General features: G+C 66.2%; 12 protein-coding genes and 1 riboswitch. Of the genes, 8 read left to right on the forward strand and 4 right to left on the reverse strand.

The genetic code is table 11. From position 1 onward, the window contains the following. Nucleotides 1–102: 102 nt before the first annotated feature. A riboswitch (S-adenosyl-L-homocysteine riboswitch) is annotated at nt 103–217 on the forward strand. A gap of 32 nt (nt 218–249) precedes the next feature. The 3 genes from ahcY to metF all read left to right on the forward strand — a co-directional run bounded on the left by ahcY (nt 250) and on the right by metF (nt 3023). Further along, nucleotides 250–1668: an adenosylhomocysteinase gene (ahcY, locus tag BDO18943_RS23385; RefSeq protein ID WP_175024225.1), complete on the forward strand. Its 1419-nt coding sequence runs from the start codon at nt 250–252 to the stop codon at nt 1666–1668. 161 nt (nt 1669–1829) lie between these two features. Then, nucleotides 1830–2183, forward strand: a complete 354-nt coding sequence (locus BDO18943_RS23390; RefSeq protein WP_006477367.1) for a phage holin family protein — start codon at nt 1830–1832, stop codon at nt 2181–2183. Nucleotides 2184–2195: 12 nt separating this feature from the next. Beyond that, nucleotides 2196–3023 carry a methylenetetrahydrofolate reductase [NAD(P)H] gene (metF, locus tag BDO18943_RS23395; protein WP_043185076.1) on the forward strand — a complete coding sequence of 276 codons (828 nt, stop codon included), beginning with the start codon at nt 2196–2198 and terminating at the stop codon, nt 3021–3023. A gap of 77 nt (nt 3024–3100) precedes the next feature. Here the strand turns inward: metF and BDO18943_RS23400 are convergent, their stop codons facing one another. Beyond that, nucleotides 3101–4579 carry an amidase gene (locus BDO18943_RS23400; RefSeq protein ID WP_175024265.1) on the reverse strand — a complete coding sequence of 493 codons (1479 nt, stop codon included), beginning with the start codon at nt 4577–4579 and terminating at the stop codon, nt 3101–3103. A gap of 81 nt (nt 4580–4660) precedes the next feature. After that, entirely contained in the window at nt 4661–5353 is a 693-nt protein-coding gene (locus BDO18943_RS23405; RefSeq protein WP_175024226.1) for a dienelactone hydrolase family protein, read from the reverse strand. Between the two features lie 224 nt (nt 5354–5577). Here BDO18943_RS23405 and BDO18943_RS23410 point away from each other — a divergent pair, with 224 nt between their 5' ends. Beyond that, the gene (locus tag BDO18943_RS23410) at nt 5578–6657 is read left to right on the forward strand and encodes an NAD(P)H-dependent flavin oxidoreductase (RefSeq protein ID WP_175024227.1); all 1080 of its coding nucleotides are present in this window, start codon (nt 5578–5580) and stop codon (nt 6655–6657) included. A gap of 415 nt (nt 6658–7072) precedes the next feature. After that, nucleotides 7073–8215: a branched-chain amino acid ABC transporter substrate-binding protein gene (locus BDO18943_RS23415; RefSeq protein ID WP_043185084.1), complete on the forward strand. Its 1143-nt coding sequence runs from the start codon at nt 7073–7075 to the stop codon at nt 8213–8215. A gap of 85 nt (nt 8216–8300) precedes the next feature. On the opposite strand, the gene BDO18943_RS23420 is transcribed toward BDO18943_RS23415, so the two are convergent. Next, complete coding sequence (locus tag BDO18943_RS23420) at nt 8301–9518, reverse strand: MFS transporter (protein WP_175024228.1); 1218 nt, start codon at nt 9516–9518, stop codon at nt 8301–8303. A gap of 247 nt (nt 9519–9765) precedes the next feature. Here BDO18943_RS23420 and BDO18943_RS23425 point away from each other — a divergent pair, with 247 nt between their 5' ends. From BDO18943_RS23425 to BDO18943_RS23435, 3 genes are all read left to right on the forward strand, one after another. After that, nucleotides 9766–10425: a HugZ family pyridoxamine 5'-phosphate oxidase gene (locus tag BDO18943_RS23425; protein WP_175024229.1), complete on the forward strand. Its 660-nt coding sequence runs from the start codon at nt 9766–9768 to the stop codon at nt 10423–10425. A 365-nt stretch (nt 10426–10790) separates the two neighbouring features. Then, nucleotides 10791–11084, forward strand: coding sequence for an H-NS histone family protein (locus tag BDO18943_RS23430; protein ID WP_043185090.1), 294 nt, complete (start codon nt 10791–10793; stop codon nt 11082–11084). A 240-nt stretch (nt 11085–11324) separates the two neighbouring features. Beyond that, a complete protein-coding gene (locus tag BDO18943_RS23435) occupies nt 11325–12482 on the forward strand; it encodes a cation diffusion facilitator family transporter (RefSeq protein WP_043185092.1) in 1158 nt (385 codons plus the stop codon). Nucleotides 12483–12530: 48 nt separating this feature from the next. On the opposite strand, the gene BDO18943_RS23440 is transcribed toward BDO18943_RS23435, so the two are convergent. Further along, on the reverse strand, nt 12531–13001 hold the full coding sequence (locus BDO18943_RS23440; RefSeq protein WP_175024230.1) for an Lrp/AsnC family transcriptional regulator: 471 nt from the start codon (nt 12999–13001) through the stop codon (nt 12531–12533). Between the last annotated feature and the right edge of the window lie 62 nt (nt 13002–13063).

Here is a 13063-nt window from a genome sequence, read left to right on the forward strand (position 1 = left end):
TCCTGACGGCCGCGCGCGCCGACGCCGCGCGCTTGTGCCGGGTGAGTGCCGTGTGCGCGGTGCTTGCGCATTCCGCGCGCCGATTTGCTACAATCCCCTCCGTTTTCCGAGGAGCGTTGCGACGGGCCATTCCGGCTCGCCAGGCTCGGAAGGCTTCACCAAGCAGCCGTGCGGCGCATGCGCGCCGGCTCCGCTTCCTGAACGGCGCTCACGTCACCAATCTAGAAACTTTTTAGAAAGGAGGGCGTGATGAACGCCATTATCGATTCCAAAGCTTCCAACGATTACGTCGTCGCCGACATGGCGCTGGCCGGCTGGGGCCGCAAGGAACTGAACATTGCCGAGACCGAAATGCCGGGCCTCGTGCAGATCCGCGACGAATACAAGGCGCAGCAGCCGCTGAAGGGCGCGCGCATTGCCGGTTCGCTGCACATGACGATCCAGACGGGTGTGCTGATCGAGACGCTGAAGGCGCTCGGCGCGGACGTTCGCTGGGCCTCGTGCAACATCTTCTCGACGCAGGACCACGCAGCTGCCGCGATCGTCGAATCCGGCACGCCGGTGTTCGCGTTCAAGGGCGAATCGCTCGACGAATACTGGGAGTTCTCGCACCGCATCTTCGAATGGCCGAACGGCGAATTCGCGAACATGATCCTGGACGACGGCGGCGACGCAACGCTGCTGCTGATCCTCGGCGCGAAGGCCGAGAAGGACCGTTCGGTGATCGCGAAGCCGACCAACGAAGAAGAAGTCGCGCTGTACAAGTCGATCGCGCAGCACCTCGACGCGGACCCGACCTGGTACTCGACGCGCCTCGCGCACATCAAGGGCGTGACCGAAGAAACCACGACCGGCGTGCACCGCCTGTACCAGATGGAAAAGGACGGCCGCCTGCCGTTCCCGGCGTTCAACGTGAACGATTCGGTCACGAAGTCGAAGTTCGACAACCTGTACGGCTGCCGTGAATCGCTGGTCGACGGCATCAAGCGTGCGACCGACGTGATGATCGCGGGCAAGGTCGCGGTCGTCGCGGGCTACGGCGACGTGGGCAAGGGCTGCGCGCAATCGCTGCGCGGCCTCGGCGCGACCGTGTGGGTCACCGAAATCGACCCGATCTGCGCATTGCAGGCGGCGATGGAAGGCTACCGCGTCGTGACGATGGAATACGCGGCCGACAAGGCCGACATCTTCGTGACGGCGACCGGCAACTTCCACGTGATCGGCCACGATCACATGAAGGCGATGCGCCACAACGCGATCGTCTGCAACATCGGTCACTTCGACTCGGAAATCGACGTCGCGTCGACCCGCCAGTACCAGTGGGAAAACATCAAGCCGCAGGTCGACCACATCATTTTCCCGGACGGCAAGCGCGTGATCCTGCTGGCGGAAGGCCGCCTCGTGAACCTCGGCTGCGCGACCGGCCACCCGTCGTTCGTGATGTCGAACTCGTTCGCGAACCAGACGCTCGCGCAGATCGAGCTGTTCGTGCGCGGCGCCGAGTACGAGAACAAGGTGTACGTGCTGCCGAAGCACCTCGATGAAAAGGTCGCGCGCCTGCACCTCGCGCGCATCGGCGCGAACCTGTCCGTGCTGTCGGACGAACAGGCTTCGTACATCGGCGTCGCGAAGGAAGGCCCGTTCAAGCCGAACCACTACCGCTACTGATCCGATGCGCCGCTGCCGCGGTGCCGAGCGCGCGTCGCCGACGCGCCCACGGTACGGCGGCACGGCGCGGATCGCCGGCTGCCGCGGCGCGCCTTCGGGCACCCGCGGCGGCCGGCGGCGGCCACTGATCGTACCGATCGACAATCGAACCGGAGCACTCCATGAGCGTCATCCTCACCTGGGTCATCAACGCACTCGCGCTGCTGATCATCACGTACCTCGTGCCGTCGATCCACATCAAGAGCTTCGGCACGGCGCTGATCATCGCGGTCGTGCTCGGCCTGATCAACACGGTGATCCGCCCGGTGCTGATCCTGCTGACGCTGCCCGTCACGATCGTCACGCTCGGGGTGTTCATCCTCGTCGTGAACGCGCTGTGTTTCTGGTTCGCGTCGTCGCTGCTGAAGGGCTTCGAGGTGTCGGGCTTCTGGTCCGCGTTCTTCGGTTCGATCTTGTACAGCATCGTGTCGTGGCTGCTGTCCGCGCTGATCTTCGGGCAGCGCGACATCGGCTGATCTTTTCGAATCATGAAACCGATCGAACTCTCGTTTGAATTCTTCCCGCCGAAGACGGCGGAAGGCGTCGAGAAGCTGCGCGCCACGCGTGCGCAGCTGCTGCCGCTGAAGCCGAAATTCGTGTCCTGCACGTTCGGCGCCGGCGGTTCGACGCAGCAGGGCACGCTCGATACGGTGCTCGACATGCAGAAGGACGGCCTCGAGGCCGCGCCGCACCTGTCGTGCATCGGCTCGTCGCGCGACAGCCTGCGCGCGATCCTCGACCAGTACCGCTCGTACGGCATCCGCCACATCGTCGCGCTGCGTGGCGACCTGCCGTCGGGGATGGGCGAGGTCGGCGAGCTGCGCTACGCGTCGGAGCTCGTCAGCTTCATCCGTGCCGAGCACGGCGACTGGTTCCACATCGAAGTCGCCGCGTATCCGGAATACCACCCGCAGTCGCGTTCGCCGAAGGCCGATCTCGAGAACTTCGCACGCAAGGTGAAAGCCGGCGCGAATTCCGCGATCACGCAGTATTTCTTCAACGCGGACGCGTATTTCCGCTTCGTCGACGACGTGCGCAAGCTCGGCGTGGACGTGCCGATCGTACCGGGCATCATGCCGATCACGAACTTCTCGCAGCTGATGCGCTTCTCGGAAATGTGCGGCGCGGAAGTGCCGCGCTGGGTCGCGCGCCGGCTCGAGAGCTTCGGCGACGATCGTGAGTCGATCCGCGCGTTCGGCGCGGACGTCGTCACGGGCCTGTGCCAGCGTCTCGTCGACGCGGGCGTGCCCGGGCTGCATTTCTACACGCTGAATGCGGCCGCGGCGACGAAGACGGTCTGCGAACGGCTCGTATAAGCACGGCGCCAGCCTGCAGCACCAACGAAAGCCCCGCCGGTTCCGCCGGCGGGGCTTTTTTCATCGGGCGCCGCGCGTCAGCGCTGCGCCTGCATCAGCGGCGGGCGGCGGTCGAACCACGGCCGCGCCTGTTCGAGCTGCCGTGCGAGCTTGAGCAGCAGCGCGTCGTCGGCGTGACGCGCGACGAACTGCACGCCGATCGGCAGCCCGCGCGCGTTCCAGTAGAGCGGCACCGACATCGCCGGCTGGCCGGTCAGGTTGAACAGTTCGGTGCAGCCGGCCCACGTGAACGCCTTTTCCGACGATTTCGCGAGCATTTCCTTCAGCAGCGGCTTCACCGGCAGCGCGGCGAGTACCTTCATCTGGGCCGATTCGAACGGCGTCGGCTGCAATTCGCCGATCTTCACCGGCGGGCCCGCGAGCGACGCGCACAGGATCGCGTCGTAGCGCGACACGAGGCCGGCGACCTGCACGGTGAGCTGGCGCTGCCATTCGAGCACGTCCGGCAGGCGCGTGCGCGCGAGGCGCCGGCCGACCACGGCCATCGCCCACGTCGCGGCTTCGAATTCGCCGCGTTTCGGCGTGCGGCCGGTCATCGCGCGTGCGCCGAGCACCATCTCCTCGGCGATCGTCGCCCATAGCGTCAGGAAGGTTTCGGCCGCGCGCGCGTAGTTGACGTGCAGCGTTGCCGGCTCGACATGGTGGCCGAGCGATTCGAGCAACGCGGCCGCGTCGTCGAGCGCCGCACGCGTGTCGTCGGCGAGTGCCGGCGCGAGCATCGGGTCGAGCACGAGGCCGATCCGCAGCGGGCCGGGCGGCGTGTCGAGTTCGCCGAGGAACGTGCCGGGTGCGCCGGTCGGCAAGGTCTGGCCGGTCGTCACGTCGAGCAGCAGCGCGCTGTCGCGCACACTGCGCGTGACCGCATGCTGGACCACCAGCTCGCCGCTCGACGGCAGGTCGACGAGCACCGGGTTGCGGCTCGGCTTCAGGCCGAACAGCCCGCAGCACGACGCCGGAATGCGGATCGAGCCGCCGCCGTCGGATGCATGCGCGACCGGCACGATGCCGGCCGCGACGGCCGCCGCCGCGCCGCCGCTCGAGCCGCCGGGCGTGTGGTCGAGATTCCACGGGTTGCGGCACGCGCCGAACAGTTCGGGTTCCGTGTACGGCATCTGGCCGATTTCCGACGTGTTGGTCTTGCCGAACACATTGAGACCGGCCGCGCGGCTTCGCGCGATCACCGGCGAATCGTCGGTGGGCACGAAATACCGGTAGTGCCGGCTGCCCATCGACAGCGGCAGGCCGGCAACCGCCGCACCGAGATCCTTCACGAGATAGGGAACACCGGCGAACGGCGCGTCGGCGCCGCCATCGGGTGTGGCGGCCGCACGCCGACGTGCGGCTTCGTAGTCCTGCAGCACGATCGCGTTGATCGCGCTGTTGACCGCTTCGGCCTGGCCGATCGCGGCGTCGAGCAGTTCGCGCGGGCTCGCCTTGCGTTCGCGTACCAGTGTGGCGAGGCCGATCGCGTCATGCGCGAGATAGTCCGAGTGCATCGCAGTCACCCCCGTTGTGACTCGTGGCGATGACAGCAGCATAACGCGGGCCCGCTGCGCGGGGCCCGCGGCCGGCCGATTTTAGAGGTGCTCGGCGAGGAAGGTCAGCGTGCGGCCGTGCGCGAGCGCCGACGCGCGCTGGTTGTACGACGCGCGATCCGTGCAGTTGAAGCCGTGCTCGGCGCCCGGGTACACGTGGAACGACGCATCGCCGTGGCTGGCGAATGCGGCCTTCACCTGGTCGACCGCCGTGAGCGGGATCCCGTGGTCGTTTTCCGCGTAGTGGAACAGGATCGGCTGCGTGACCTTGCCGGCGAGGTCGAGCGCGTTCTGGATGCCGCCGCCGTAGTAGGCCACGGCCGCGTCGATCTTGCCGGTCGCGGCCGCACGGTACGCGAGCTGGCCGCCGAAGCAGTAGCCGATCGCGGCGACCTTGCCGGCCACTTCGGGGCGCGCGCGCAACGCATCGGCTGCCGCGCCGATGTCCGCGACCGCGAGACCCACGTCGGTCTTTTTCATCAGCTCGATGCCCTTGTCGCGATCCGCGCCTTCGTAGGTCAGCTCGACGCGCGGCTGTGTGCGCCAGAACACGTCCGGCGCGAGCGCGACGAAGCCGTCGGACGCGTATTGGTCGGCGACCGCGCGGATGTGCGAGTTCACGCCGAAGATCTCCTGGATGATGATGACGGCAGGGCCGGTGCCGCGCTTGGGCAGCGCGAGATAGCCGCCAAAGCTGTCGTTACCGGTCGGGATGTCGATCCATTGGGCTGTCACGTTCTGAACTCCTGGCGAACGGGGTGCGCGATGCGCGCCCCGAGGGTGAAAGAGGGCGGCCTAGTGTGCCACCGATCCTGTGACGGTGCAGGGCACGCGCCCGCTTCTCGCGCAGCGATCGTTTCAATCTCGATTATTCATTTTTCGGCATTGGGCCGCTTCGATAGAGTCGATGTGTCCGCCTTTACAAAGCGCTTTCGCACATCGTCATCGAAGGATTCGCCATGTCTGCCCGTCTGTTTGCCACACCTTTTTCCGAACGCTTCGGCCTGCGCCTGCCGCTCGTGCAGGCGCCGATGGTCGGCGCGACCACGACCGCGATGGTCGCCGCCGCCTCGAATGCCGGCGCGCTCGGCAGTCTCGGCGCCGCCGCGTTCGCGCCCGAGCGCCTCGCGACCGAAGTCGAGGCCATCCGCGCGGCGACCGAGCGCCCGTTTGCGGTCAACCTGTTCGTGCTGCCGGATGCCGCGCCCGATGCGGCGACCGTGGCCCGCGCGCTGGCCGCGATCGACCCGCTGAATGCGACGCTCGGGTTGCCGCCGGGCATCGCCCCCGCGCGCTACGCGCCCGACTTTCGTGCGCAGCTCGATGCGCTGGTGGCGTTGCGCGTGCCCGTTGCGAGCTTCACGTTCGGCGTGCTCGATGCGGCCGACGTCGCGCGCCTGAAGGCTGCCGGCACCTACGTGATCGGCACCGCGACACACGTGGCCGAGGGGCTCGCATGGCAGGCGGCCGGCGCCGACGCGCTGTCCGCGCAGGGCGCCGAGGCAGGTGGCCATCGCGGCACGTTCATCGGTTCCGCCGACGATGCGCTGATCGGCACGCTCGCGCTCGTGCCGCAACTGGTCGACGCGACGGGCCTGCCCGTGCTGGCCGCGGGCGGCATCATGGACGGCCGCGGGATCGCGGCCGCGCTTGCCCTCGGCGCGCAGGGCGCGCAGCTCGGCACCGCGTTCCTCACCTGCACGGAAAGCGCGATCGCGGCGGACTGGAAGGCACGCCTGCTCGCGAGTGCCGATACGTCGACACAGGTCACGCGCGCGATCACCGGCCGCCACGCGCGCGGGCTGCGCAACACGCTGATGGCCCGGCTCGGCGAACGCGTGGCCGATGCCGCGCCGTACCCGGTGCAGAACGCGCTGACGCAGCCGCTGCGCCAGGCCGCCGCACGCGCGAACGACGGCGATTACCTGTCGTTGTGGGCCGGGCAGGGCGCGCCGCTCGCGCGGCGGCGCGGCGATGCGCTGACGACGTCGCAGCTGGTTGCCGCACTCGATGCCGAGTGGCGTGCGGCGGCTGCCTGAATCGTTCATATCGGACGACGAAACGCGCGTTGTCACGCGCGTTTCATTCAATGATCGCGGGCACAAAATACCGAATCGAAATGCCCCGGGAATGTTTTAAAACGACCTTTCAGCCAGTCGCCGGGAATTAGCGGAAACCCTTATCCGGCGGGGCTCGCAGCGATATTCGAGTAGTCATTCCAAAGTGCGCATATCGGTAGTGATACCACTACCCCAAAAAAGTCCCACAAATTAATTTGATCACCTACACTTGCGCGCAAGTACGGGCGGGCAGCTGCTAAAAGCGGCCGTTTTCACGTGCTGAGGCCAAGTGCATGAACGATGCAACCGGCGAATCGTCCAGTGATTGCAAACACAGGGATGGCAGCGGGGCACCGGACGATGGCGTTTATTGGGACCGAAACTGGAGACTTACATGAATATCAAGATGCAAAAGCTGTTGCCGATCACCGCCGCGGCGATGCTGTGCGTTGCAGCTGCAAGCAACGCGGCCGCCGATCAAGTCGTCAAGATCGGCCACGTCGCGCCCTTGACGGGCGGCATTGCACACCTGGGCAAGGACAACGAAAACGGTGCGCGTCTCGCAGTCGAGGAGATCAACGCCAAGGGTCTCACGATCGGCGGCCAGAAAATCACGCTGCAACTCGACCCGCAGGATGACGCGGCCGACCCGCGGCAGGCCACGCAGGTTGCGCAGAAGCTCGTCGACGACAAGGTCGTCGCGGTGGTCGGCCACCTGAACTCGGGCACGTCGATCCCGGCCTCGAAGATCTACAGCGATGCGGGCATCGTGCAGATCTCGCCGTCGGCGACCAACCCGGCCTACACGCAGCAGGGCTTCAAGACCACGTACCGCGTGGTGGCCACCGATGCGCAGCAGGGCCCGGCACTCGCGAACTACGCGCACTCGAAGGGCATCAAGAGCGTGGCCGTGGTCGACGATTCGACCGCGTACGGCCAGGGTCTCGCGAACGAGTTCGAGAAGAAGGCCAAGGCGCTCGGCCTGAAGGTGATGTCGCATGACGCGACCAACGACAAGGCGGTCGACTTCCGCGCGATTCTGACCAAGATCAAGGGCGAGAATCCGGACGCGATCATGTACGGCGGCATGGACGCGACGGGCGGCCCGTTCGCGAAGCAGGCGAAGCAGCTCGGCCTGCGCGCGAAGATCTTCGCGGGTGACGGCGTGTGCACGGAAAAGCTGGCCGACCTGGCCGGCGACGCGACCGACAACGTAGTGTGCTCGGAAGCCGGTGCTTCGCTCGAGAAGATGGCGGGCGGCGCGGCGTTCAAGGCGAAGTACGAGAAGCGCTTCGGCCAGCCGATCCAGATCTACGCACCGTTCACGTATGACGCCGTGTACATCATCGTCGATGCGATGAAGCGCGCGAACTCGACGGATCCGGCGAAGATCCTCGCAGCCATGCCGACGACGAACTACTCGGGCGTGATCGGCACGACGACGTTCGACTCGAAGGGCGACCTGCAGCACGGCGTGATTTCGCTGTACAACTACAAGAACGGCAAGAAGTCGCTGCTCGACGAAGTGAAGATGTAACGCAACAAGCGGTCAACAGAAGGGGTGAAAGCGCGCATGCGGCAACGCATGCGCGTTTTCTTTTTGGGCCGGCGCGGGCCGCACGTCAGATCTTCAGCCGCGCGAGCACCTTCGGCGCGATGGCTGCGACGAGCGCCGCGCACAGCGCGACGACGGACAGGCCGATCGTCAGGTTCGCGGCCTGCGCGACCGCACCGATCGCGACCGGACCGAACAGCATGCCGAAATACGCGAGCCCGGCCACGTGCGCGAGCCCTTCGGCCGCGTGGATGCCTTTCACGCGCGCGGCGGCCGCGAACAGCACCGGCATCATGTTCGCGAGGCCGAGGCCCATCAGCGTGAAGCCGGTCAGCACCGCGGCCGAATAAGGCAGCAGCAGTGCGCCGATCATCCCCGCGCAGGCGAGCGACGCGCTCGCGAACACGAGCTGCGGCGCGCCAAAGCGGGCGCGCACGGCGTCGCCCGCGAAGCGCGCGACGGCCATCCCGCCCGAGAACGCGGCATAGGCGGCGCTCGCGAGCGCGGGGCTCGCCGCGACGACGTCGCGCATGTAGACCGTCGCCCAGTCGTACATCGCGCCTTCGGCGATCAGCGCGATGAGCGCGATGCCACCGAGCATCCACAGGGCGGGCGAGCGCCAGCGGTTGCCGCCGCCGTGCGCGTGTTCGTGGTGCGGCACGTGCGGGAGCACGGCCGGGCTGGCGACCACGAGCACCGTCGCGCTCGTCGCTGCCGCGAGCGCGAGATGCACGGCCGGCGCCATGCCGGCCGACAGCAGTGCGCCGCCGGCGGCCGCGCCTGCCATCCCGCCGATGCTGAACATGCCGTGCAGCGACGACATGATCGGCCTGCCGATCGCGATTTCGACCGCGCTGGCCTCGGCGTTCATCGCGACGTCGAGCGTCGCCATCGAGAAGCCGAACAGCGCGAGCACGGCGAGCAGCAGCGGGTAGTCGGGCACGACGAGGATCAGCGCCGCGCAGGCCGACATCACGAGCCCGCCCGCGAGGCAGGCGGTGCGCGAGCCGACGCGCGCGATCCAGCGCGCGATGGTCAGCATCGCGGCGATCGAGCCGACGGCGACCGCGAACAGCGCGATCGACAGCAGCCCGGGGCTCAGCGCGAACTTGTCGCGCACGGTCGGCACGTGCACGCCCCACGACGCGAACATCATGCCGGCGACGAAGAACAGCGCCATCGACGCTGCGCGCGCGCGCTGGCGGGCCGGCAGCGACAGCTTGCGATGCGCGTCGGGCGGCGCGGCGAACGGGGACGACGATTCGGGGGAGGATGCTTCGGACACGGCAAGGCTCGTCAAAAAAAGCGCGGACGCACGCGGCGCCCGTCGGACCCGTCCGATTCTATCGAATCGCTTACGATCCTGCCGGGCGATGGCCGATCGGACGACGGTCCGGCGATTACCCGGCGACTCGCGTTCGGCCGCGTCGACCGGATAGGCCGTTCGGCCGATGCGCGGCGTACCGCGCCCGCGGGTAACATCGAAGCGCATGGCGTGCCCGGCGCGCCGCCCTTCGACCGCAGGAGTCCTCTTGAACATCGATCCCGCTCTCGCGCTGCATCTGCTGCACCGTTGCGCACTCGGCACGCTCGCCACCCATGCGCGCGATCCGCAGGGCTTTCCGTATCCGACGGTCGTCCCGTTTGCACCTGATGCGAGCCATCGTCCGCTGATCCTCGTGAGCGGCCTCGCGGAGCACACGCGCAATCTGGCTGCCGATCCGCGCGCGGGCTTCCTCGTCGTCGACGCGCCCGGCGGCGACGTGCTGAACGCCGAGCGCGCGACGCTGCTCGGCCGGTTCGTACCGCTCGGCGACGATCCGCACGTCACCGCGCGCTACTGTCGCTACGAGCCGGACGCCGCGCGCTATCTCGCGCTCGGCGATTTCACGTTCTGGGCGCTCGACGTCGAGCGGCTACGCTATATCGGCGGCTTCGGGCGCATGGGCTGGGTCGACGGCACGCAGCTCGATGCGTTGCCGCCGCTCGCCTTCGACGAAGAACAGGCGTTATGGGACGCGTACGATGCCGGCGCTGCGCGTCGCGACGGGCTCGCATTGCTCGGCGTCGATCGCCACGGCGCCGACTGGCGATATGACGGCCGTCGCGTGCGCACGCCGTTCGATTCGCCATTGGCCGATGCGGGCGCATTGCGCGAGCGGCTGATTGCGTGCGCGCGGGATGTGACCTGACGTCGCGGTTGCCGGTCTGTCCGCAGTTTGCCCGTTTAGCGCACCGCGCCATCCGATAATCGTCAAGCTGTCGTCCGATGAGAGCTTTGATTTTTCCGAATGCAGGGTAATTGCGTATGTTGATAGGCCCAATAGACAATGGCTAATGTCCTAATCTCTGTGTAGGAACGTAAAAATTTGAGAAAAGGCCGCGACCGGTCAAAATGACACGCGTGATTTTCAATTGATCTCGGGATTTTCATGAATCTCGCTTCTATCAAATCTTTTTTGTGCTAATCTCTGCCTTCGAAAATCCGAGGCACATATATTTCATGAATGGTGAGCTGGCTCAGACCGGCGCCATTGGTCAGATAGAAAGGGAAACTATGTCTTCTTACAAGGACCTGCTGGCCCAGCGGGAGAAGCTGGAGAAGCAAATCGAAGAAGCGAAGTCGCGTGAATACGCTGAAGTGCTGAATGACGTGAAGCAGAAAATTGCCGACTACGGCTTTTCGCTCGCCGAACTCGGTCTCAGCCGCGCGAAGGCAGGTAAGGTTGGCCGTCCGCGCGCAGGCGTGGCCGCGAAATACCGCGATCCGGAAACGGGCGCGACGTGGTCGGGCCGCGGCAAGCCGCCGCGCTGGATTGCGGGCAAGGACCGCGAACAGTTCGCGATTTAAACATCTGTTTAAGTTGCCTGTTCTTCAAAAGAGCCGCGTGCCGTTAAGGAGCGCGGCTTTTTTGTTTCCGGCGGCCGCTACGCCCATTGTGTTGTCATGAAAATGTAATAATTCGGTGTGAATGGTAATACGACCTGTTCGCATAAGCGGTTGATTTAAATAAGAAATTTGTGGGTATTGGCAGGATTCATGGGGCGCCCTTGATAGAATTGGGCATCGCTCACCGATATCTCATATTTCATGTCCACGTTTTCCGGCGACGCGCAGAGCGCAGATAAGCACGCGGTTGCGCGCAAGAGTACGTTCGTCAGTATTGTGCTGAATGTCGTGCTTGCGACATTTCAGATCGTCGTCGGCACGATTGCGCATTCGCAGGCATTGATTGCTGACGGGGTGCATTCGATTTCCGATTTGATCTCGGATTTTGTCGTGCTGGTTGCGAATCGGCATAGCGGCGCATCGCCGGATGCCGACCACAATTACGGACACAGCCGCTACGAGACCGTCGCATCGCTGTTTCTCGGCGCGATCCTGATCGCGGTCGGCGTCGGCATGCTCTGGCGGGCCGGCGATCGTCTCGTTAATCTCGAAAACATTCCGGCGGTACATTTTTCCGCGCTGATCGTCGCGCTGACGGTGCTCGTATCGAAAGAAGCGCTGTTTCGCTACATGCTGCGCGAGGCGCGGCGCGTTCGCTCGGCGATGCTCGTCGCAAACGCATGGCATGCGCGTTCGGATGCCGCGTCGTCGCTCGTCGTCGCGATCGGCATCGTCGGCAGCCTGGCCGGCGTGAAGCTGCTCGACCCGATCGCGGCGGCGATCGTCGGCTTCATGGTCGCGCGCATGGGCTGGACGTTCGGCTATGACGCGCTGCAGGACCTCTCCGACCGCGCGCTCGACACGACCGATACGGACGAGATCCGCGCGCTGCTCGCGGCGACGCCCGGCGTACGCGACGTGCACGACCTGCGCACGCGCAAGATGGGCGATGCCGCGCTCGTCGATGCGCACATCCTCGTCGATCCGAAAATCTCCGTCTCCGAAGGGCACTACATCGCCGAGACCGCGCGTGCGCGCGTGCTGACCGACCCGCGCGTGCTCGACGCATTGATCCACGTCGACCCCGAGAACGACGCGGCGCGCCGTCCGGCGCTCGCGTTGCCGCCGCGCGGCGAGATCGCGGCACGGCTCGAGGCCGCACTCGCGCAGCGCGGGCTGCACGCGGCGGCGATCAACCTGCATTACCTGAGTACGGGGCTCGAGATCGACGTGACGCTGGCCTGCGATCCGCACGACACCGATGCGGCGCTGGCCGGCCGGCTCGATGCCGACGCGCTGAAGCGCGAGTTCGGTGCGCGCCGGATCGGCTTCACGCGCACGATGCCCGCGCAGGCGTGACCCGCCGCCGGCCACCGCGCCGGCGGGCCGCCAGTGCATGCAGGCGTGTTACAGCGGCAGTTGCGTGTCGAACTTGATCTCGCGCAGCACGACGCTCGTGCGCACCTGCGACACGGCGGGAATCTTGAAGATGCGTTCGTGCAGGAACACGTCGTAGGCCTTGATGTCCGGCGCGACGATCTTGAGGATGTAATCGGCCTCGCCGGTCGTGCTGTAGCACTCGGTGACTTCCGGGCAGGTCGCGATCTCGCGTTCGAACTGCTCGACGCCGCCCTCGTTGTGGCGGGTCAGGTGCACATGCGCGAGCGCGCACACGTGCAGGCCGAGCTTCTCGCAATCGAGCAGCGCCGTGTAGCGCTGGATCACGCCCGACTGTTCCATGTCCTTGATGCGGCGCCAGCACGGCGTGCTCGACAGGCCGACCTGGTCGGAAATTTCCTGGACCGAACGGCGCGCGTCGAGCTGCAACAGGCGAAGGATTTTTTGCGAAAAGGAATCGAGCGTCACCTGCGCCTCCATGCGGCAGCTACAACACGCTGAATGTTAGAGGGCCGGGAAAGGAAAGGCAATCTGGCGTCGCG

The organism is Burkholderia aenigmatica (assembly GCF_902499175.1).
GTDB classification, from domain to species: Bacteria; Pseudomonadota; Gammaproteobacteria; order Burkholderiales; family Burkholderiaceae; genus Burkholderia; species Burkholderia aenigmatica.

Coding starts and splice junctions, on each gene's coding strand:
- ahcY (WP_175024225.1), top strand. CDS start 250: ATGAACGCCATTATCGATTCCAAAGCTTCCAACGATTACGTCGTCGCC.
- BDO18943_RS23390 (WP_006477367.1), top strand. CDS start 1,830: ATGAGCGTCATCCTCACCTGGGTCATCAACGCACTCGCGCTGCTGATC.
- metF (WP_043185076.1), top strand. CDS start 2,196: ATGAAACCGATCGAACTCTCGTTTGAATTCTTCCCGCCGAAGACGGCG.
- BDO18943_RS23400 (WP_175024265.1), bottom strand. CDS start 4,579: ATGCACTCGGACTATCTCGCGCATGACGCGATCGGCCTCGCCACACTG.
- BDO18943_RS23410 (WP_175024227.1), top strand. CDS start 5,578: ATGTCTGCCCGTCTGTTTGCCACACCTTTTTCCGAACGCTTCGGCCTG.
- BDO18943_RS23415 (WP_043185084.1), top strand. CDS start 7,073: ATGAATATCAAGATGCAAAAGCTGTTGCCGATCACCGCCGCGGCGATG.
- BDO18943_RS23430 (WP_043185090.1), top strand. CDS start 10,791: ATGTCTTCTTACAAGGACCTGCTGGCCCAGCGGGAGAAGCTGGAGAAG.
- BDO18943_RS23435 (WP_043185092.1), top strand. CDS start 11,325: ATGTCCACGTTTTCCGGCGACGCGCAGAGCGCAGATAAGCACGCGGTT.
- BDO18943_RS23440 (WP_175024230.1), bottom strand. CDS start 13,001: ATGGAGGCGCAGGTGACGCTCGATTCCTTTTCGCAAAAAATCCTTCGC.